At 58.7% G+C, this 18,702-nt stretch carries 20 protein-coding genes; 5 read left to right on the top strand and 15 right to left on the bottom strand.

Features of this window, described 5'->3' with window-relative positions; all coding sequences use genetic code 11:
* The first annotated feature begins 8 nt into the window (after positions 1 to 8).
* From ACMYSK_RS04860 to ACMYSK_RS04845, 4 genes are all read left to right on the top strand, one after another.
* The gene (locus tag ACMYSK_RS04860; protein ID WP_434640658.1) at positions 9 to 932 is read left to right on the top strand and encodes a 3-hydroxyacyl-CoA dehydrogenase family protein; all 924 of its coding nucleotides are present in this window, start codon (positions 9 to 11) and stop codon (positions 930 to 932) included.
* Between the two features lie 43 nt (positions 933 to 975).
* The gene (locus tag ACMYSK_RS04855) at positions 976 to 2,370 is read left to right on the top strand and encodes a GntP family permease (RefSeq protein ID WP_434640656.1); all 1,395 of its coding nucleotides are present in this window, start codon (positions 976 to 978) and stop codon (positions 2,368 to 2,370) included.
* 51 nt (positions 2,371 to 2,421) lie between these two features.
* On the top strand, positions 2,422 to 3,192 hold the full coding sequence (locus ACMYSK_RS04850) for a 3-hydroxybutyrate dehydrogenase (protein WP_434643863.1): 771 nt from the start codon (positions 2,422 to 2,424) through the stop codon (positions 3,190 to 3,192).
* 136 nt (positions 3,193 to 3,328) lie between these two features.
* Positions 3,329 to 3,541: a YnfU family zinc-binding protein gene (locus ACMYSK_RS04845; protein WP_434640654.1), complete on the top strand. Its 213-nt coding sequence runs from the start codon at positions 3,329 to 3,331 to the stop codon at positions 3,539 to 3,541.
* Between the two features lie 223 nt (positions 3,542 to 3,764).
* Here the strand turns inward: ACMYSK_RS04845 and cspE are convergent, their stop codons facing one another.
* The gene (gene cspE / locus ACMYSK_RS04840; RefSeq protein ID WP_434640652.1) at positions 3,765 to 3,980 is read right to left on the bottom strand and encodes a transcription antiterminator/RNA stability regulator CspE; all 216 of its coding nucleotides are present in this window, start codon (positions 3,978 to 3,980) and stop codon (positions 3,765 to 3,767) included.
* Between the two features lie 302 nt (positions 3,981 to 4,282).
* Here cspE and cspF point away from each other — a divergent pair, with 302 nt between their 5' ends.
* Positions 4,283 to 4,495 (top strand): cold shock-like protein CspF, encoded by a 213-nt coding sequence (cspF, locus tag ACMYSK_RS04835; protein ID WP_123754639.1) that lies wholly within the window; start codon positions 4,283 to 4,285, stop codon positions 4,493 to 4,495.
* Positions 4,496 to 4,688: 193 nt separating this feature from the next.
* Here cspF and ccmI read toward each other — a convergent pair whose 3' ends face one another.
* From ccmI to ACMYSK_RS04765, 14 genes are all read right to left on the bottom strand, one after another.
* Positions 4,689 to 5,531 carry a c-type cytochrome biogenesis protein CcmI gene (gene ccmI / locus ACMYSK_RS04830; RefSeq protein ID WP_434640650.1) on the bottom strand — a complete coding sequence of 281 codons (843 nt, stop codon included), beginning with the start codon at positions 5,529 to 5,531 and terminating at the stop codon, positions 4,689 to 4,691.
* Entirely contained in the window at positions 5,528 to 5,974 is a 447-nt protein-coding gene (locus tag ACMYSK_RS04825) for a cytochrome c-type biogenesis protein (protein WP_434643860.1), read from the bottom strand. Before ACMYSK_RS04825 ends, ccmI begins: the two co-directional genes overlap by 4 nt.
* An 8-nt stretch (positions 5,975 to 5,982) precedes the next feature.
* Entirely contained in the window at positions 5,983 to 6,540 is a 558-nt protein-coding gene (locus ACMYSK_RS04820) for a DsbE family thiol:disulfide interchange protein (RefSeq protein ID WP_434640648.1), read from the bottom strand.
* The gene (locus tag ACMYSK_RS04815) at positions 6,540 to 8,489 is read right to left on the bottom strand and encodes a heme lyase CcmF/NrfE family subunit (protein ID WP_434640647.1); all 1,950 of its coding nucleotides are present in this window, start codon (positions 8,487 to 8,489) and stop codon (positions 6,540 to 6,542) included. Before ACMYSK_RS04815 ends, ACMYSK_RS04820 begins: the two co-directional genes overlap by 1 nt.
* Positions 8,486 to 8,944 carry a cytochrome c maturation protein CcmE gene (gene ccmE / locus ACMYSK_RS04810; RefSeq protein WP_434640645.1) on the bottom strand — a complete coding sequence of 153 codons (459 nt, stop codon included), beginning with the start codon at positions 8,942 to 8,944 and terminating at the stop codon, positions 8,486 to 8,488. Before ccmE ends, ACMYSK_RS04815 begins: the two co-directional genes overlap by 4 nt.
* On the bottom strand, positions 8,928 to 9,158 hold the full coding sequence (gene ccmD, locus ACMYSK_RS04805; protein WP_434640643.1) for a heme exporter protein CcmD: 231 nt from the start codon (positions 9,156 to 9,158) through the stop codon (positions 8,928 to 8,930). The genes ccmE and ccmD overlap by 17 nt, the downstream gene beginning before the upstream one ends.
* Positions 9,155 to 9,898: a heme ABC transporter permease gene (locus ACMYSK_RS04800; protein WP_434640641.1), complete on the bottom strand. Its 744-nt coding sequence runs from the start codon at positions 9,896 to 9,898 to the stop codon at positions 9,155 to 9,157. The genes ccmD and ACMYSK_RS04800 overlap by 4 nt, the downstream gene beginning before the upstream one ends.
* 52 nt (positions 9,899 to 9,950) lie before the next feature.
* Positions 9,951 to 10,610, bottom strand: coding sequence for a heme exporter protein CcmB (gene ccmB, locus ACMYSK_RS04795; protein ID WP_434640639.1), 660 nt, complete (start codon positions 10,608 to 10,610; stop codon positions 9,951 to 9,953).
* Positions 10,607 to 11,230 carry a cytochrome c biogenesis heme-transporting ATPase CcmA gene (gene ccmA, locus ACMYSK_RS04790; RefSeq protein WP_434640637.1) on the bottom strand — a complete coding sequence of 208 codons (624 nt, stop codon included), beginning with the start codon at positions 11,228 to 11,230 and terminating at the stop codon, positions 10,607 to 10,609. Before ccmA ends, ccmB begins: the two co-directional genes overlap by 4 nt.
* A gap of 84 nt (positions 11,231 to 11,314) precedes the next feature.
* Positions 11,315 to 12,658: a c-type cytochrome gene (locus ACMYSK_RS04785; RefSeq protein WP_434640636.1), complete on the bottom strand. Its 1,344-nt coding sequence runs from the start codon at positions 12,656 to 12,658 to the stop codon at positions 11,315 to 11,317.
* Positions 12,659 to 12,668: 10 nt separating this feature from the next.
* Positions 12,669 to 14,453, bottom strand: a complete 1,785-nt coding sequence (locus ACMYSK_RS04780) for a GMC family oxidoreductase (protein ID WP_434640634.1) — start codon at positions 14,451 to 14,453, stop codon at positions 12,669 to 12,671.
* A 2-nt stretch (positions 14,454 to 14,455) separates the two neighbouring features.
* The gene (locus ACMYSK_RS04775) at positions 14,456 to 15,202 is read right to left on the bottom strand and encodes a gluconate 2-dehydrogenase subunit 3 family protein (RefSeq protein WP_434640632.1); all 747 of its coding nucleotides are present in this window, start codon (positions 15,200 to 15,202) and stop codon (positions 14,456 to 14,458) included.
* 649 nt (positions 15,203 to 15,851) lie between these two features.
* On the bottom strand, positions 15,852 to 16,922 hold the full coding sequence (locus ACMYSK_RS04770) for an ABC transporter ATP-binding protein (RefSeq protein ID WP_434640630.1): 1,071 nt from the start codon (positions 16,920 to 16,922) through the stop codon (positions 15,852 to 15,854).
* Positions 16,915 to 18,684, bottom strand: a complete 1,770-nt coding sequence (locus ACMYSK_RS04765; protein ID WP_434640628.1) for an ABC transporter permease — start codon at positions 18,682 to 18,684, stop codon at positions 16,915 to 16,917. Before ACMYSK_RS04765 ends, ACMYSK_RS04770 begins: the two co-directional genes overlap by 8 nt.
* Between the last annotated feature and the right edge of the window lie 18 nt (positions 18,685 to 18,702).

The raw sequence follows: 18,702 nt of genomic DNA, 5'->3' as shown, positions 1-18,702 counted from the left end.
GAGGCATTATGTATAAACCAACGCTGGCGGTACTGGGTGCCGGACTGATGGGTATCGGCATCGCCTGCCACTTTGCTCGTCACGGCCACCGGGTTCGACTGTACGACACCGACCCGGCTCGTCTTGCGGAAGTCCCTGCCGTCGCCGCCGCTATTTTGCATGAGCTGCACGAGAGCGGGCAATTTGACGCCCCCCTCGAACAGGCCGTCCTCGCCCGGCTGGCCGGGCCCCCCCACCTCGGCGAGCTGGCCGAATGTACCCTGCTGATTGAGGCTATTCCCGAACGTTTGCCGCTCAAACATGCGCTTTACGCGCAGCTGGAAACCTTCATTGCCGATGATGCCATTATCGCCAGCAATACCAGCGGCCTGCCGCCGGATAGTCTCGCCAAGGGCATGCGCCACCCGCAGCGGCTGCTGATCGCCCATTTCTGGCACCCGCCGCACTTTATTCCGCTGGTCGAAGTCGTGCCGGGAAGCACCACCCGCCCGGAGCTCTCTCCCCTTGTCAGCGACTTTTTCACCGCCTGCGGGCTGGAAGCCGTAGTCCTGAATCGCGCAGCACCGGGTTTTGTCGGCAACCGACTGCAGTTCGCTTTGCTGCGTGAAGCTCTGCACATCGTACAAAGCGGTATCGCTTCGGCGGAGGTGGTTGACCGGGTGATGCGGGCTTCACTAGGCCGTCGCTACGCCATGGTCGGTCCGCTGGAGGCGGCCGATATGACCGGGCTGGCGACGGTACAGGATATTTGTCAGCACCTGCTGCCGGAGCTGGCCAGCGGCACAGAAATGATGGAACTGGTGGCGGAAAAGGTGGCCAGGGGCGAGACCGGCGCCCGCAGCGGGCAAGGCTTTTATCGCTGGGATAATGCCCGGACACAACGTATCCAGTCGCGCCGGGAACACCTGCTGCGCTATGCCCTGAAACCGTAACTTCTCGAACTGTACCCAACAATAACAATGAGAGTGAGGCGTCGTGATGAGTGTTTTGATTGCCCTGGCCGCGCTGGCGTTACTGATGCTGGCCGCCTATCGTGGATATAGCGTTATCCTCTTTGCCCCTATCGCCGCCCTCGGGGCGGTGCTGCTCACCGACCCCGGTGCGGTAGGCCCGACCTTTACCGGCCTGTTTATGGAAAAAATGGTCGGTTTTGTGAAGCTCTACTTCCCGGTGTTTTTGCTGGGTGCGGTGTTCGGCAAGCTGATCGAACTGTCGGGGTTTTCGCGCGCTATCGTCGCCGCCGCCATTCAGATCCTTGGCCGGCGCCACGCTATCCCGGTGATCGTACTGGTTTGCGCCCTGCTGACCTACGGCGGCGTATCGCTGTTTGTGGTGGCGTTTGCGGTTTATCCTTTCGCCGCCGAGCTGTTTCGCCAAAGCGGTATCCCCAAGCGGCTGATCCCGGCAACCGTTGCGCTGGGCGCCTTTTCCTTCACCATGGACGCTCTGCCCGGTACGCCGCAGATCCAGAACATTATTCCAACCAGCTTTTTTGGTACCAACGCCTGGGCAGCGCCCTGGCTCGGGCTGATCGGTTCGCTGTTTATTATCACCTTCGGTTTGTTATGGCTGGAGCGTCAGCGCCGTAAAGCCCAGCTCAAAGGTGAAGGCTACGGCACGGATTTGCAAAATGAGCCAGACACGCCGGATAACATCGACCTTCCCCACCCGCTGATTGCGATTGCCCCGCTGCTGCTGGTAGGGATACTTAACCTGCTGTTTACCCGCTGGATCCCGCAGTGGTACGGCGCCAGTCACGAACTGGTTCTGCCCGGACTGGCGAAGCCTATCGTGACCGAGGTGGGTAAGATTACCGCTATCTGGGCCGTGGAAGCGGCGCTACTTTCCGGCATTGTCGTGGTGCTGCTGTTCGGCTTTCGCAATATTCGCGGGCGTCTGGCAGAAGGCAGCCGCACCGCCGTCAGCGGGGCAATCCTCGCGGCGATGAACACCGCATCGGAGTATGGGTTTGGCGCGGTAATTGCCGCGCTTCCCGGTTTCCTGGTCTTATCAAAGGCGCTGACCGCTATCCCCAACCCGCTGCTGAATGAAGCCATCAGCGTGACGGCGCTGGCGGGGATTACCGGCTCAGCCTCCGGTGGGATGAGTATCGCGCTGGCGGCGATGTCGGAAACCTTTATCGCTGCCGCCCACGCCGCTAACATTCCGCTGGAGGTGCTGCATCGCGTGGCCTCGATGGCCAGCGGCGGCATGGATACGTTGCCACATAACGGCGCGGTGATTACCCTGCTGGCCATCACCGGCCTCAGCCACCGTCAGGCCTACGGCGGGATTTTTGCCATTACCCTGATTAAAAGTCTGGCGGTGCTGTTTGTCATTGCCGTCTTCTATTTAACCGGCATTGTCTAAGCGGCAGCGTTTATCCGACAGGATTTAACCGGTATGACAAAGGAAAATACAATGAATCTGAACGGCAAGGTGGCACTGGTCACCGGCTCAACGAGCGGCATCGGTTTAGGGATCGCCAACGTGCTGGCAAAAGCTGGCGCACAGCTTATCCTCAACGGCTTTGGCGATAGCACAACTGCGCGAGCACAAATCGCGCAGGTCGGGAAAACGCCGGGCTATCACGACGCCGACCTGCGCGATGTCCGGCAAATTGAGGCCATGATGGCCTACGCCGAGGCAGAATTTGGCGGTGTGGATATCGTTATCAATAATGCCGGGATCCAGCATGTGGCGCCGGTAGAGAGTTTCGCCGTGGAGAAGTGGAACGATATTATTGCCATTAATCTCTCCAGCGTGTTTCACACCAGCCGCCTGGCGCTGCCCGGAATGCGGGCACGAAACTGGGGGCGCATTATTAATATTGCATCGGTTCACGGGCTGGTGGCATCGAAGGATAAATCGGCCTACGTCGCTGCCAAACACGGCGTAGTGGGCCTGACCAAAACGCTGGCGCTGGAGACTGCCAGAACCGGCGTGACCTGTAATGCTATTTGCCCAGGCTGGGTATTAACCCCGCTGGTACAGCAGCAGATCGATAAACGCATCAGCGACGGCGTGGACCCGGAGAAAGCCCGCGAACAGCTGCTGGCGGAAAAACAGCCCTCCGGCGAGTTTGTGACTCCGGAACAGCTTGGAGAGCTGGCGCTGTTTCTGTGCAGCGAAGGCGCCGCCCAGGTGCGCGGCGCGGCGTGGAACATGGACGGAGGTTGGGTCGCACAATAGCCGCCAGGGCATTCGGGAGGGGTTCGCCCCTCCTGAGCTATACTGCCCCATACGTGCAATTTTCCCTGCCGAGGTGTATGACTCCCGCCCGCTTATTTTCGCTGGCGCACAATGAGTTCGAGCTATTTATTTGATAATGATGTATGGTTTCAGACCATTAAATCAGGAAGGAAATCATATGTCAGATCGAAAAGATGCTAAAACCCGCCGTAATTACCTTGTAAAATGTACCTGCCCTAATTGCTCCCAGGATTCCGAACACAGCTTCAGCCGAGTACAAAAAGGCGCCCAGCTTATCTGCCCTTACTGCCACAAACTCTTCCAGACTACAGCAAAAACTGCTGCTTAATCTCTAGATGCCAGACGCTGATTGTTCCACGAAATCCATCATTGATTAGATTATTCTTATCACCTTGAATGAATGGCACAATCGGTTGTTACTTTTCAGGCAAATAGAAAACCCGCACGCTGGCGGGTTTTAAATAAATTTAAATCTGATTTTTTAAATTATGCATCTGTCTACTCGGGCCGCGGCCGTCTTCGTTGTCGCAGACACCTAAAATTCAGCAAATTTAGCCGATAATCGCGACGTTGGTCGCCGCCGGGCCTTTCGCCCCGCTGCCGATATCAAACTCGACCTTCTGCCCTTCAAATAAGGTGCGGAAGTCTTCGCTTTGAATTGCAGAAAAATGGACAAAGATGTCCTTGCTGCCGTCGGCAGGCGTAATAAAGCCGAAGCCTTTATCTGCGTTAAACCATTTTACTAAACCAGTCATTTTATTCGACATGTGATATTCCTTTGGATGAACCCTTTTCGGCAAACTGGCTTGCGCTACAGAATCAACTTAACACTTAATGGAGGGACTCAAGGAAGGAGGTATCAGCGATAACGCCTGGAAATGAGGACTGCTTTAGTTTTAGTGAACTGCTTTCTGTCTTACAAACCGACCCCGTCATTAGGGCACAGGCAATATTTATTCGCAAGGTTTATTTTAGCCGTCCGGAAGCCCGATTTGCAAAAATGAAATAGATAGCTTTATCGTTTAATTAATGTATAGTGCGCCGGTACTTATTTTTACAAGGATTTTATTTGTTCCAAAAAATGACAGGCATTGTCAAAGCGTTTGATAATAAAACCGGCAAAGGCCTTATAATTCCCTCCGATGGTCGTAAAGACGTTCAGGTCCATATTTCAGCATTATCCCCAGGCGAATCAGAAATAATAACTCCAGGTATTCGCGTTGAATTTCGTCGGGTTAACGGTCTGCGCGGCCCCACGGCAGCCAACGTCTATCTTTCCTGAATCTCCTTCAACTGGCGAAATGCTCCCCGATGCATAAGGGATATTTTCCCGGCCGCCGGACTCGTATTCCGCAGTTGTGAATATCGCCAGCCGGCCCCCGAATGCGCGGGCTACATCGCCAGGGGCTGCGCGGCAGCACCCTGGTGATATTTAGCCTGATTTATGCAGATAATCCCCGGCGCAGAGCGGCAGCTTAGCGCGCACGTTGCTGCGCCTGTGCCAGCTGGCGTTCGATGGCCTGGCGTCGCGCATCGTTGGGCGGCAATGCTCCCAGCAGGTTTTGCAATGCCGCAACCGCCTGCGGGTAATCTTCACTGCGTACTGCGCTCAGCGCCAACAGTTCCAGCACCGGCAGATTTTGCGGCTGCTGTTGATGCAGTTCGCGCAGCAGCAGTTCTCCCATCCGTAGCTGGCCGCTATCGCCGGCCCGAACCAACGCGCTGGCATAATCAAATGTCACCGCCGGATCGTCCGCCGCCAGACCATGGGTACGGGCAAAAGCCCCTATCGCCGTCTCGCCGTCGTTCAGCAACAGGCCAATACGCCCCAGCAGCTGCCAGCCGGCGACATCGTCGGGTTGGTCCTCAAGCTGACTGCGCAGACCCAGCCTGAGCTGCGCGAGTTGATCCATTCGCAGCGGCGCTGCCGTGGGATCTTTCACCTGCGCTATCAGGCCCGGATACTGGCGCTGTGCCTGTTGCCAGAGCAGTACCTGGCCAATATCGCTGGTTTTAAGAAACAGTCCGACACTTAGCAGCACCAGCGCCAGCGCGCCGGGCAGCAGTACCCAACGGCTGAGCGGGCGAATCTTAACCGCCGTGGCATCGGGAATATCGGTCAGCAGCGTGCGCTGTAGCTCAATCACCAGCGCTTCCCGCTCGGCAGAGGAATCCTGCGCCAGCTCCTCGAGTCGTACCTGATACAGCGCCCGGTTCAGGCTATCACGGTCCTGCGCCCCCTTGCCCTGCCAGGGGAAATACAGCAGCACCAGCGCCCCGGTCAGCACCAGCAGCGCCGGCAGTAAAAACAGGGTCATCGATCCTCTCCTTTATTGAGTAGCGCCGCCAGCCGCTGACGTTCTTGCTCGCTCAGCGACGCGTCTTCGACACCGCGGCGTCGCGTTCGCACGACTAACAGCGTGACGCCCGCAGCCACAAACAGCCCCGGGAGCAGCCACAGCAGCATGGTTCCGGCGGTCAACGGCGGTTCATAGCTGACGAAATGGCCGTAGCGCGCCACCATATAGGCGATGATTTGATCTTTGCTTTGCCCCTGCTGCATCAGCTCATACACCTTCAGCCGCATATCGGCGGCAATCATCGCATTCGAGTCCGCAATGCTATTGTTCTGGCACTTCGGGCAGCGCAGCTGGGAGGTTATCTCGCGAAACGCTTGCTCCTGCGCTTCAGATTTAAACTGCCAGGTATCGATCGCCGCCAGCGCCTGGCCGGTCAGCAACAGTGCCAGCATCGCCAACATCCAGCGCCTCATGCTGCCGGCTCCTGGGCATATTTTTGCCACAGCGGCTGGAGCTGCTCGCGCCATACACGCGCGTTAAGATCCCCGGCATGGCGCCAGCGAATAATCCCTTTGCCGTCAATCAGGAAGGTTTCCGGCGCGCCGTATACGCCCAGGTCCAGACCCAGCATGCCGCTACCGTCAAACAGACTCAGGGCATAGGGATTACCCAGACTGTCGAGCCAGTTCACCGCCTTCTGGCGATCGTCTTTGTAGTTGAGGCCCACGACGCGCACCCCCTGCTTCGCCAGATCATTAAGAAACTGATGCTCGGCGCGGCAGGTCGGGCACCAGGTGGCCCAGACGTTAAGCAGCAGCGGTTTACCGTCAACCAGTACCGAACGGCTGTAGGTTTTCCCCGGCGCCGTCAGGGCTTCCAGGCGAAACTCAGGCACCGGCTTGCCGATCAACGCAGATTCGAGCATCGTCGGATCGTCACCGTCTGCGTTGCGCATCAGCTGCCAGAACAGGGCGCAGGCCAGGAGCAGAAACAGCGCCAGAGGGATATAAAATAGCCGGCGATTCATTATGCCTCCTGCCTTTTTTTGCGCATCCGGTAGCGCGGGTCGAGCATACAGCACAGGCCACCAAGCGCCATCAGCCCGCCGCCGTACCAGATCCAGCGCACGAACGGTTTGTAATACAAGCGCACCGCCCAGCTGCCATCGTTCAGCTCTTCACCCAGCGCGGCATACAGATCGCGGGTCAAGCCGCCGCTGATAGCGGCTTCGGTCATCATCATCCGGCTGGCGCTGTAGAAGCGTTTTTCCGCAAGCAGCGTCGCTTCCGGGCGGCCGTTGCGCGTCACCGTAATTACCCCTTCACCGCCGGTCCAGTTCGGCCCGACGATATTGCGTACTCCCGCGAACACAAAGTGGTAATGATGAATATCGATGCTGTCGCCGGTTTTCATGCGAACGTCACGCTCGATGCTATAGCTTTGACTGAAGGCGATACCGATCACCGTGACCGCTACACCGACGTGGCCCAACACCATTCCCCACTGGCTGCGCGAAATGACCCGCAGCCCGCGCCAGAAACCGTGCCGGTGAGTCGCGTGTTCATGAATTTCAATCAGGGCGCAGAGCAATACCCACATCGCCATCATCAGGCCAAGTACCGCCATGGCGGCAATCCGGTCCTGTAGCAGCCACGGTAGCAGCAGAGAAAGTGACAACGTCACCAAAAGGGCAAGACTCAGCCGCCTGAACTGCCTGCCCGGATCGTCACGTCGCCAGCGGATCAGCGGCCCCAGCCCCAGCAGCAGCGCAAACGGTGCCATCAGGGCGGTAAACAGGGTGTTGAAGAACGGTTCGCCAATCGAAATACTGCCAAGTCCCAGCTCTTTGTGGACCAGCGGCAGCAGCGTACCCAGCAGGACCACCAGCATGGCGGCGATCAACAGAATGTTATTCCCCAGCAGGAACGACTCCCGCGACCACAGCCCGTGTGCCACCCGCGCCCGCACCTGCCCCCCTTTGATAGCAAACAGCAACAGCGAACCGCCGATAGCCAGTACCAGCAGCGCGAGGATAAACAGCCCCCGCGTCGGGTCAGAGGCGAACGAATGGACCGACACCAGCACCCCGGAACGCACCAGAAAGGTCCCCAGCAGGCACAGCGAAAAGGCGGCAATCGCCAGCAGCACGGTCCAGGCACGGAAGCTGCCGCGTTTTTCGGTGACCGCCAGGGAATGCAGCAGCGCCGTGCCCACCAGCCACGGCATAAACGAAGCATTCTCAACCGGGTCCCAGAACCACCAGCCGCCCCAGCCCAACTCGTAGTAGGCCCAGGCCGACCCCAGCACGATACCAAGGGTAAGAAACACCCACGCCGCCTGGGTCCACGGCCGCGACCAGCGTGCCCAGGCCGTATCCAGCCGCCCGGCGAGCAGGGAAGCAATGGCGAAGGCAAAAGCGACCGAAAAGCCTACGTAGCCCATATACAGGATCGGCGGATGGAAAATCATGCCGATATCCTGCAACAGCGGGTTGAGGTCACGGCCATCGACGGGATACAGCGGCAGCGTGCGGGCAAACGGGTTCGAGGTGAACAGAATGAACAGCAGAAAACCGAAGGCGATGGTTCCCATCACTGCCAGCACCCGCGCGACGGCGTCCTGCGGCATCCCCCGGCTGAACAGCGCCACGGCGAAGGTCCAGACGCTTAGCAGCAGCACCCACAGCAGCAAAGAGCCTTCGTGGGCGCCCCAGGTCGCCGCCACCCGGTACCACACCGGCAGCGCACTGTTCGAGTTATCCGCCACATAGCGCACGGTGAAATCATTGACCACAAAGGCATGCACCAGCACCAGAAAGGCACCCACGATGCAGAAAAACAGCGCGCAGGCCAGGGGGCGCGCCAGCGCCATCAGTCGGGGGTCCTGCCGCGAGGCCCCCCATTGCGGATAAATGGCCAGCAGCAGAGCCAGGCCCGCCGCCAGGCACAGCAGATAATGCCCCAGTTCCGGCATCATGGTCGTTCTCCCTTGTTGTCCGGCCCCATGGCCGCTTTCACTTCCGGCGGGGTGTAGTTCTCATCGTGCTTCGCCAGTACCTGCCGGGCGGTAATATGCCGGTCGCCGTCGAGCACGCCCTGAGCGACCACGCCCTGCCCCTCGCGAAACAGATCCGGCAGAATCCCCCGGTAGCTGACGTTCACCACGCCGCGGGCGTCATACAGCTGAAAGCTGACGTCCAGCGTCTGCGGGTCGCGCCTGACGCTGCCGGGCTGGACGTACCCACCGATGCGCAGGCGCTGGCCGCGATGCGGCCGCTCATGGGTTTCCGTTTTACCGTAGAGGATTTCACCCGGGGTATAGAAAAGATCGATATTGGCGCTCAGGGCATACAGCGTCAGGCCAATGGTCAGTCCCAGGCCAACCAGCACCGCCAGCGCGATACCGAGCCGGGTTTTACGACGCGTTTGCATCGGCAGCCTCCGCTTGTGCCCGGCGGTGGGCAGCAATGCGCCGTTCCCGGGCCTGCTGACGACTCAGCTCGCGGAACACTGCCCGCCGCTGCCACCGGGTATGCAAAGTCAGTCCCCCGAAAATCAGCAGCGTCGCCGCCACCGCCAGCCAGACGTAAAAAGCGTAGCCGCCCATCGCCAGAAAGGCCGCGGCGGATGAAAACGCGGGGCTCATTTTTCCGCTCCTTTCGTCATCTGGACCATCGCCTGGACCCACGGTCGGCGCCGCTCCTGTAACAGAATCAGGTTACGCAGGCGCATCAGGGTCAGCGTGGCCACCAGGCTCAAAAAGGCCAGAATGCAGATTCGCAGAGGCAGACGCATGCTGGGATCGATGCTCTGCTGCATATTGGTCGATCCCTGGTGCAGGGTATTCCACCAGATGACCGAATAGTGAATAACGGGCAGATTCACCACCCCCACTAACACCAGAATACCCACCGCCCTGCCCGCCAGGCGGCGATCGTCAAAGGCGTGCCAGAGCGCAATAATGCCAGCATAGAGAAACAGCAGGACCAGCTCCGACGTCAGACGAGCGTCCCAGATCCACCACGTCCCCCACATCGGTTTTCCCCATGCCGCCCCGCTGATCAGCGCGACGGCCGTACAGGCGGCGCCCACCGGCGCCAGCGCCGCCACCGTCAGATCGGCCATTTTCACCTGCCAGACCAGCCCCACAAAAGCGGCCACGGCCATGGCCAGGTAGACGCCCATCGACCACATAGCCGTCGGGACGTGCAGATACATAATTCGGTAGCTCTGCCCCTGCTGATAATCCGCCGGTGCGTAGACAAAACCCCAGACAAACCCTACCGCCAGCAGCAGCACGCTTAACGCGGCCAGCCATGGAATAAAGCGGCCGCACAGGCCGTACAGCCGTTCGGGTATCGCCAGTTGATGTAATGCTTTCCACATAACGTTTGCTCACACTACTGTTTTATGGCTGCGGCAGCGTCACCGCAGCGTATTATTGCACCGTCAGCCGCAACGCGGCAGCGGTGGCGAACGGGCACAGCGTGGCGCTGCCGGCTAAGAACGCCGCCAGAATCGCCAGATAGCCATCCACCGGCAGCCCTGCGGCGGTGGCCTGGATGGCGGCGGTGGCAAAAATAAGCAGCGGTACCGATAGCGGCAAAACCAGCAGGCTTAGCAACACTCCCCCGCGCCGTAGCCCGACCGTCAGGCCGACCCCAACCGCCCCTAAAAAACTTAGCGTCGGGGTGCCCAGCAGCAGCGTCAGCGCCAGCACCCCGGCATCGTGGGGCGCCATCCCCAGCAGCAGCGCCGCCAGCGGGGAAACCACCAGCAGCGGCAGACCGGTCATCACCCAATGTGCAACCACTTTTACCAGCACCACCGCCACCAGCGGTGTCGGCAGCAGCAGCAGTTGCTCAAGTGAACCATCCTGCCAGTCGTCACGAAACAGCTTGTCCATCACCAGCAGCGCCGCCAGCAGAGCGGCAACCCAGACGATACCGGGGGCTATCTGCGCCAGCAGCTGCGGGTCGGCCCCGACGCCAAACGGAAACAGGGTTATCACCACCAGGAAAAACCACAGCGGATTGAGGATCTCCGCCCCGCTGCGCCATGCCAGGCGCATTTCGCGGACAAACAGCGTCCCTATCATGCGTTCTCCTCTGCTCCGGTACCGAGCCTTAACGTGCGTAGAGCACAGGCCAGCGGACGCAGCGGTTGATGGCTAGTGAGGATCGCGCTGCCGCCTGCCAGAACGTGCTGCTCCAGCCGACGGCTTAGCGTCTCAATGGCCGACGGGTCGAGCGCGGTAAACGGCTCATCGAGGACCCACAGCGTCGCCGACGTCAACCACAGGCGCGTTAACGCAACCCGCCGCTGCTGCCCGGCCGAGAGCTGGCTCAACGGGACGTCTTCATAACCCGCCAGCCCCATTTCGGCCAGCGCCGCCTCGCGCGTCTGCTGATGACTTTGCGGAAAGAAAAAATGCACGTTTTCATCCGCGGTCAGCGCCGTTTTGACTCCGGGTTTATGTCCCAGCCACAGCAGCTGCCGGTGATACGCGTCGCGCGCGTTCGCCAGGGGTTCACCCCGCCAGCTGACCATGCCGCTTTCCGGGCGCACCAGACCGCAAAGCATCCGCAGGAGCGTGGTTTTCCCGGCCCCATTGTCACCGGCCACCTGCAGCAGCTCGCCGGGTCCGAGCGTCACGGTCAGCGCCTGGAACAGCACCCGGTCATCAAAGACGCCGCTAAGTCCTTCTGCATGCAGCATGAATACACTCTCCTCACCGTCAAACCGTCTTTAGCCGCGAAAACCCGTTCGGGATGCACCGCCTACGCGGCGTATCCTCAACGGCTACTGCCCGGAAACCGGCAGTTTCGAGATATCCGCGTTACCTGTTGCCTTCGCATCGCGAACGATGGCGGTGTCCTTGCGCGCTTTAGCGACATCGCTGGCGGTCACCGGTGGCGCCTTATTTCCCCAGCTGGGGCGGATGAAGTTGACCACATCCGCCACCTGCTGGTCGTCCAGACGCCAGCCAAACGACGGCATGGTCAGATTAGACACCGCATTTTTCACCGCCGGAGTGGTGCTTCCGGTCAGGATGATGTGGATGAGCGACGTTGCATCTTCAGTCTGCACCACCGGGTTGCCCTTCAGTGACGGGAAGGCGCGTTTATAGCCCACGCCATCGGTCCGGTGGCAGGCCGCACAGTTATCGACGTACAGCGCCGCGCCGGGTTTACTGTCATCGCCCTTCCACAGATCCTTCGCCACGCTGTCTTCAACCGGCGCAGGGGTCTGTTTACCGCCGCGCGGCGGCAGCGATTTCAGATAGCGGGCAATCGCGGTGATATCGTCGTCAGAGAGATATTGCAGGCTGTGTTCCACCACATCGCTCATCCCTCCGAAAACGACGGACTTGTCGTTGCGCCCGGTTTTCAGGAATTCCGCCAGTTCGGCTTCGCTCCAGGTGCCCAGGCCGTCGCGGTTTTCACCTCGCAGGCTGGAGGCGACCCAGCCGTCAATCGGCGCATTGCTGCCCGCCAGGTAGTCGTCACCCTCGTTTTCGCTGAGCGCTTTTTCCTGCATCGTCAGGCTTCGCGGAGTATGGCAGGCGCCGCAGTGGCCAAGACCTTCGACCAGATAACGCCCGCGTTCCAGCACCGGGTCTACCTGTGGGTTGACGACAAAATCGCTCGGTGCCGGGGCGAAGATCCCGCGCCAGAACGCCAGCGGCCAGCGCATTGACAGCGGCCACGGAATATCAGTATCGCGGTTCGCTTCGGCCACCGGTGCTACGCCGTGCATAAAGTAGGCGTACATCGCGCGCATATCCGCTTCACTCACCCTGGCGAAGGACGGGTACGGCATCGCCGGATAGAGCGTCGAGCCATCCTTACGGACCCCTTTGCGCACCGCGTCGTCAAACTCCTCGAAGGTATAGCCGCCGATACCGTGGGCAGTGTCCGGGGTAATGTTGGTGGAGTAAATGGTGCCAATTGGCGTCTCCATCGGTAAACCGCCGGCAAAAGGTTTCCCTTCTTTACCGTTGGTGTGACAGGCGACACAGTCCCCGGCACGCGCCAGGTACTCCCCCTGCTGAATCAAACTACTGCTTGCCGGCGCCTCGTCGGCAAACGCTGCACAGCTTAATGCCCCGAGCACCAGTGCCGATAACCATTGTATTTTCATCATTTGCCTTCCTTTATGCCTGCACCAGTGGACCCGGGTTTCTCAGATACTGTTCGCGGATCGCTTTTGCTGACCAGTAGGCCAGCGCGGCTACCGTCCCCGTCGGGTTGTATCCCAGGCCCTGCGGGAAGGCAGAGGCGCCGATAACGAAGACATTGTGCACATCCCAGCTTTGCAGATAGCGGTTCACCGCGCTGGTTTTCGGGTCTTCCCCCATCACCGCACCGCCGTTCATATGCGTCGTCTGGTAGCTGGTAGTGTCAAAGTGGCTGTTGGCATTTTTCGGGCTGCCGAGCATATATTTTGGCTTCATCGCTTTGGCGATAGGGGCCATTTTGTCGAACATGAACTGCGCCATCTTGATATCGTTTTCCTGCCAGTCAAAGGTCATGCGCAGCAGCGGCTGGCCGAAGACGTTTTTGTAGTTCGGATCGAGATCGAGATAGTTCTGGCGGTAGGACTGGTGCGCGCCGTGCGCATCCATCGACAGATGATGGGTGTAAGTGTCGGCCACCGCCGATTTCCACTTGCTACCCCACGCCGGCGTACCCGGCGGAACCGGCAGCCCGGAGATAGGTTTGGTTCCGGCCTGGTTCACCCAGAACGGTGAACCGCCGACAAAGCCTGCCGACCCGTGGTCGAAGTTATCGGCATTAAAATCATCAATCCCGACGCCGTTACCGCCGGCGCCGATAAACGGGTTGGTGATGGTGTCTTTGTCGAAAATGGCCTTGATGGTGGTCATGTTCTGATAAGCGAAGTTACGCCCGACGACCCCTTCACCGGTTTGCGGATCGTAAGGTTTGCCAATGCCGGACAGCAGCATCAGGTGGACGTTATGGAACTGGAAGGCGCCGATAATCACCAGGTCTGCCGGCTGCTCCATTTCGCGCCCCTGGCCGTCGACGTAGGTTACACCGGTGGCACGCTGTTTATCGGCGGTCAGGTTGACCTTCAGTACGTTGGCGTTGGTCCGCAGCTCAAAACGCTTTTCCTGACGCAGCGCGGGCAGGATATTGACGTTCGGCGACGCTTTGGAATACATGTAGCAGGCATAACCGCTACAGTAGCCGCAGAAGTTGCACGGCCCCATCTGTGCGCCGTAGGTGTTGGTATAGGAGTCTGAGGTGTTCGCAGACGGCAGATTGTAGGGATGGTAGCCCACCTCCCGCGCCGCTTTCTCAAACAGCTGCGCCGACCAGGTATTTTTCTGCGCCGGCAGTGGGAAGTCGTCCGAACGGTCCGGCGCAAAAACGTTGCCGCCGCGATCTTTCCCGACCACCTGCCCCTTCACCGACCAGGCGGTACCGGAGGTGCCAAAAACCTTTTCGGCTTTGTCGAAGAATGGCTCCAGCTCGTCGTAGGTGACGCCGAAATCCTGGATAATCATATCCTGCGGAATAAAGCTTTTGCCGTAGCGCTCTTCATAATGGCTGCGCATCCGCAACTCTATCGGATCCACGCGGAAATGAACCCCGGACCAGTGAAGACCGGCGCCGCCGACCCCGGTACCCGGCAAAAACGCCGCCAGCTGGCGATACGGTACCGCGTCCTGGCTGGTGTTATGCCGAATGGTGACGGTGCTTTTCGACAGATCCTGGAACAGCTTACGACGAATGTTGTAAGTCAGCTCGTCAACCACCTGCGGATAAGCACCGTCAGGCCAGGTATCGCGCATCGGACCACGCTCCAGCGCGACAACATTTAGCCCCGCTTCGGTCAGCTCTTTCGCCATGATTGCGCCAACCCAGCCAAAGCCTACAATCGCGACATCGGTTTTTTTCAGTACGGTGGCCATCGTTATGCCCTCTCCCCATTAATTGATACCGGCGGGAGGGGATAGCGTTCACCCCGTTCAACCCAGTCCATAAAGTCGGCGCGTGCGCCGGGAAAATTGATCAGCGTCCAGCCAACCATGCCTTTGTTACCGCCATGGATCGGATCGCTGAAGAAGCCTTCGCGGGTGTTTTGCAGCAGGTAAGAAAAGAACAGTGTAGACGGCAGCTGTTTAAAGTCGGCGCTGCCGGCTTCAAACTGGCCTAAGGCGGCGTCCTGCTGCTCTGGCGTCAACTCAGCGAACGGCTTGTGATACTCGCCCTGACACCATTCGTCGGCATCAGCAATCCCGAGGTTATAAATTTGTTTGGGCACCAGCGGCAGCTGATAGCCCATCTCTTTTGGGACATCGGGGTTAAACGGCCCCTGCATATACCAGATAGCGCCGGTGGCGTACGGGGTGTTCATCTGGCGGTCAATAAACTCCGGCACGCCGGCTTCACGCGCGCCGGGCCCCAGCTCGTCCGCCGGAATAAGGCGCGCCACCGCGGCGTTAACAAACGACCACTCGCGGTCATTAAAAAACTGCGGTTTCCAGTCGCTGGCAGCTACGGAGGTCGCTCCGGCGATGCTGGAGCCATCCGCGGCCTGCGCGACGCTGGCGGCGGCAACCACACCGACGCTGCCGCTTCCGATCACGACCGTTGGTATCAAAGCCATTGATTTTACTAAAAAATCACGCCTCGAATTATTGGTTTTTTCGCTCGACATTTTCACATTCCTGTCAATTAAATTACTGATTTTGTTGTAACAAGCCCAGCAAACGCTGCTTTGGAACCGGTTCCAAAAAGGTACCGTTTTAGCGGACCTGCTGGCTCAGTGCCATAAAGTCGTACAAAAAAATAAATCGCCACTGGCGATGGTGTTTATAGAGTTATCGTTTGGATATTAGTCGATTCTCATCAACCGGAATGAAAAAAGGGAAAATACCCCCGTTCATTTGATAATGAGAACGTTTATTAAATATCCACAAGGCAGCGGTATGGCTGGAATCAGTGCCGGTATGGGTCTGACCATTGCCGCAAAAAGAGTGACATGTATCACAAATGTTATTTTTTGTTTATGGTACATGCCTGCCAGGCCGGGTGCAAACGTAAGATTCCGTAAAAATTAAACAATTCGAGCGGTTAAATTAGTCAATAACGGATATTAACTATATTCCACGCGGGTATTATTCCGTGCGCGGCGGCGGCGAATGAAACAGGTGAAGAATAATTCATCGGTACGCTGAAAATAGACGCAATACATTATTAACGTGACGAGATTATTTCTCGACGTGATATTTTCAAAAGGCCAGCAGTGATCGTTTAATTAACCGGGCGGCATCATCTGCCCCACCGCCCGGCCAGCCCGCCAGGCCTCAGGCGTGTGGGAAAATCCACAGGTCGTTGGCCGGGAACGAAAGATGACAATGCTGCGCATCACGCAGGGATGTACCGTACGCGCGAATGGCGAAATCATCGCCCTGAGTACGAAACAGATATTCCCAGCGGTCGCCGAGATACATGCTGGTCAATAGCGGAAGCTCCAGCATATTATCCTGCGGCGTAGAGCCCAGCCGCAGGCGCTCAACGCGGATCACGGCCGTCGCCTGCTGGCCAACGCTGACCCGGCCATCGGCCATCCCCCACAGCGCCCAGCTCGCCCCCTCAATCCGCGCCCGGCCATCGACAACGTCGGTAATCTTGCCGTGCAGGCGATTATTGCTACCCATAAATTCGGCGGCAAACAGCGTCGCCGGATTACCGTACATCTCCTGTGGCGTCCCCTGCTGTTCAATCACACCATTGTTCAACAGCAGGATGCGATCGGATATCGCCATCGCTTCGTTCTGATCGTGAGTGACCATCAGCGCCGACAGCCCCAGCTTGATAATCAGCTCGCGCAGAAACACCCGCGCCTCTTCTCGTAGCTTGGCATCAAGGTTCGACAGCGGTTCATCAAGCAGGATAACCGGCGGGTTGTAGACCAGCGCCCGGCCAATCGCCACGCGCTGCTGCTGCCCGCCCGATAGCTGATGCGGATGCCGGTTGCCCAGGTGCCCCAGTCCCAGCTGATCGAGCACCGCCTGCACCCGCTGTTTCATCTCGCCAGCAGCGACCTTTCGCAGCCGGAGCGGGTAAGCCACGTTCTCGAATACCGTTTTGTGCGGCCACAGAGCGTAGGACTGAAACACCAGCCCCAGATTGCGCTCCTCCGCCGGAATTTCGCTGCGCGGATTGCCATCATAGACCTGATGTTTACCAATAGTAATCCGCCCGCCGGTGGGTTTCTCCAGCCCGGCAACGGCACGCAGCAAGGTGGTTTTGCCACTTCCCGACGGCCCCAGCAATGACACCACTTCCCCGCGCTTTAGCTCCATCGACACCCCTTTCAACACCGGGTTGTCGCCATAGGTCAGATGCAGGTTTTCTACCGATAATTCAATCATGTAATTTCACTCCAAAGCGCAGGGCGATACCCAGCCCGACCACCACCAGCAGGATATTGATAAACGAGAGCGCGGCGACAATATCAATGGCTCCCGCAGCCCACAGCGAGACCAGCATCGAACCAATCGTCTCCGTCCCCGGCGACAGCAGATAGACGCCGGTGGAATACTCACGCTCAAAGATAAGAAACATCAGCAGCCAGGAGCCAATCAGGCCATAGCGTGACAGCGGCACCGTGACGTGGCGGGTCACCTGACCACGCGATGCACCGTTGCTGCGAGCGGCTTCTTCAAGCTCCGGTGCCACCTGGAGCAGTGTTGAGGAGATCAGCCGCAGCCCGTAAGCCATCCACACCACGGTGTAAGCCAGCCAGACGCTGAAAATGGTATTCCGTAGCGCCCGCAGCTGGACAATCAGATGTTCGCGCAGCCAGTCTGCCACCGGCAGGGCCGAAAGCCAGCCGTTTTTCAGCGACTGATCCAGCCACATCGGCAGGAACAAAAACACCCACAAGAACGCCAGCCCGGCCAGCAGGCCCGGCACCGCACGTGGAACCAGCACGCTGTAATCAAGAAAGCGCGTCACATTATCCGGTTTGCGGTGCATTGCTATGCCGACAAACAGATAGCAGATCACCGCCAGCGCACCGCCAAAAATGCCGATGGCCATAGAGTTGACGATGGCACGTAGCAAATTCGGCTGCTGCCAGATATTGCGGAAGGTGGCCAGCGACAGCTCATCCCAAAGAGAAACCCCCACGCCCCAGTTAGAGATAAACGCCCGAATTGCCACGCCAATTAACGGGACGCCAATGGTCACGGTTAGCCAGAAGACGACCACCGCACCTGCGACCCAGCGCCACTTGCCAAGCGGCAGCGCTCGCGCCTGCGATGCTTTACCCTTCATGGTGACAAACCGGTTCGCCGTGCGCATCAGACGCCGCTGTAACATGACCAGCGGAATGGTGATACAGATAAGCACCACCGCCACCGCCGCCATCAGATGATAAGACGGCGTGCCGAGCTTGTTGGTGAGCTTATACAAATAGGTGGCCAGCACCATGTTGCCCTCCGGGTCTCCGAGCACCAGCATCAAACCAAACACTTCCAGACCGAGGAAGAACAGCAGTACGCAGGCGTAGAGAATCGACGGGCGGACCATCGGCAGGCTGACCGACGTCATCACCTGCAGCGGAGAAGCCCCTACCGTTCGCGCTGCCTCTTCCACGTCCGAACCGACGCTGCGCAGCGCGGACGAGATATAGAGATAGGCATGCGGGACGTGCGTCAGCCCGGCAATCACCACGATGCTGAACATGGAGTAGATATTCCACGGCACAAATCCCAGCAGCTGCTCGGCCCATTGCGAGAAAAAGCCAACCGGTCCTGCCGCCACCACATAGCCAAAGGCCAGCACCATCGGCGAGACAAAAATGGGGACCAGGATCAGCGGTTCAATAAACCGGCGGCCGGGTAAATCGGTACGCACCATCAGGAATGCGAGGATCCCACCGAGTGGTATTGCAATCAGCACCAGACCAAATGCCAGAATAAAACCGGACTTTAGCGCAAGATAAAAGTCGGGGTCGGTAAAAATAAATTCGAAGGCCCCCAGGCTTAATTCTTTGCTGCGGGCGAAAAAAGGGGCGGAGAGAAAGCTCTGCACCACGATAAATAACAGCGGAATATAAATCACTAATGCCGTTATCAGTACCACGATGCCGCGCGGCAGCCCCTGCCACTTTCTGCGTAATACATTCATAGGTCATCCCTTTGGTCA

It is taken from the genome of Klebsiella sp. I138 (genome assembly GCF_051131765.1).
Lineage (GTDB): Bacteria > Pseudomonadota > Gammaproteobacteria > Enterobacterales > Enterobacteriaceae > Klebsiella.
This window is presented reverse-complemented; position numbering and strand designations above follow the sequence as displayed.

What these genes read in the sequence shown, in the direction of transcription:
- ACMYSK_RS04860 (WP_434640658.1), top strand. Translation starts at nt 9, where the DNA reads ATGTATAAACCAACGCTGGCGGTACTGGGTGCCGGACTGATGGGTATC.
- ACMYSK_RS04850 (WP_434643863.1), top strand. Translation starts at nt 2,422, where the DNA reads ATGAATCTGAACGGCAAGGTGGCACTGGTCACCGGCTCAACGAGCGGC.
- ACMYSK_RS04845 (WP_434640654.1), top strand. Translation starts at nt 3,329, where the DNA reads ATGATGTATGGTTTCAGACCATTAAATCAGGAAGGAAATCATATGTCA.
- cspE (WP_434640652.1), bottom strand. Translation starts at nt 3,980, where the DNA reads ATGTCGAATAAAATGACTGGTTTAGTAAAATGGTTTAACGCAGATAAA.
- ccmI (WP_434640650.1), bottom strand. Translation starts at nt 5,531, where the DNA reads ATGACCCTGTTTTTACTGCCGGCGCTGCTGGTGCTGACCGGGGCGCTG.
- ACMYSK_RS04825 (WP_434643860.1), bottom strand. Translation starts at nt 5,974, where the DNA reads ATGTTGGCGATGCTGGCACTGTTGCTGACCGGCCAGGCGCTGGCGGCG.
- ACMYSK_RS04820 (WP_434640648.1), bottom strand. Translation starts at nt 6,540, where the DNA reads ATGAATCGCCGGCTATTTTATATCCCTCTGGCGCTGTTTCTGCTCCTG.
- ACMYSK_RS04815 (WP_434640647.1), bottom strand. Translation starts at nt 8,489, where the DNA reads ATGATGCCGGAACTGGGGCATTATCTGCTGTGCCTGGCGGCGGGCCTG.
- ccmE (WP_434640645.1), bottom strand. Translation starts at nt 8,944, where the DNA reads ATGCAAACGCGTCGTAAAACCCGGCTCGGTATCGCGCTGGCGGTGCTG.
- ccmD (WP_434640643.1), bottom strand. Translation starts at nt 9,158, where the DNA reads ATGAGCCCCGCGTTTTCATCCGCCGCGGCCTTTCTGGCGATGGGCGGC.
- ACMYSK_RS04800 (WP_434640641.1), bottom strand. Translation starts at nt 9,898, where the DNA reads ATGTGGAAAGCATTACATCAACTGGCGATACCCGAACGGCTGTACGGC.
- ccmB (WP_434640639.1), bottom strand. Translation starts at nt 10,610, where the DNA reads ATGATAGGGACGCTGTTTGTCCGCGAAATGCGCCTGGCATGGCGCAGC.
- ccmA (WP_434640637.1), bottom strand. Translation starts at nt 11,230, where the DNA reads ATGCTGCATGCAGAAGGACTTAGCGGCGTCTTTGATGACCGGGTGCTG.
- ACMYSK_RS04785 (WP_434640636.1), bottom strand. Translation starts at nt 12,658, where the DNA reads ATGATGAAAATACAATGGTTATCGGCACTGGTGCTCGGGGCATTAAGC.
- ACMYSK_RS04780 (WP_434640634.1), bottom strand. Translation starts at nt 14,453, where the DNA reads ATGGCCACCGTACTGAAAAAAACCGATGTCGCGATTGTAGGCTTTGGC.
- ACMYSK_RS04775 (WP_434640632.1), bottom strand. Translation starts at nt 15,202, where the DNA reads ATGTCGAGCGAAAAAACCAATAATTCGAGGCGTGATTTTTTAGTAAAA.
- ACMYSK_RS04770 (WP_434640630.1), bottom strand. Translation starts at nt 16,922, where the DNA reads ATGATTGAATTATCGGTAGAAAACCTGCATCTGACCTATGGCGACAAC.
- ACMYSK_RS04765 (WP_434640628.1), bottom strand. Translation starts at nt 18,684, where the DNA reads ATGAATGTATTACGCAGAAAGTGGCAGGGGCTGCCGCGCGGCATCGTG.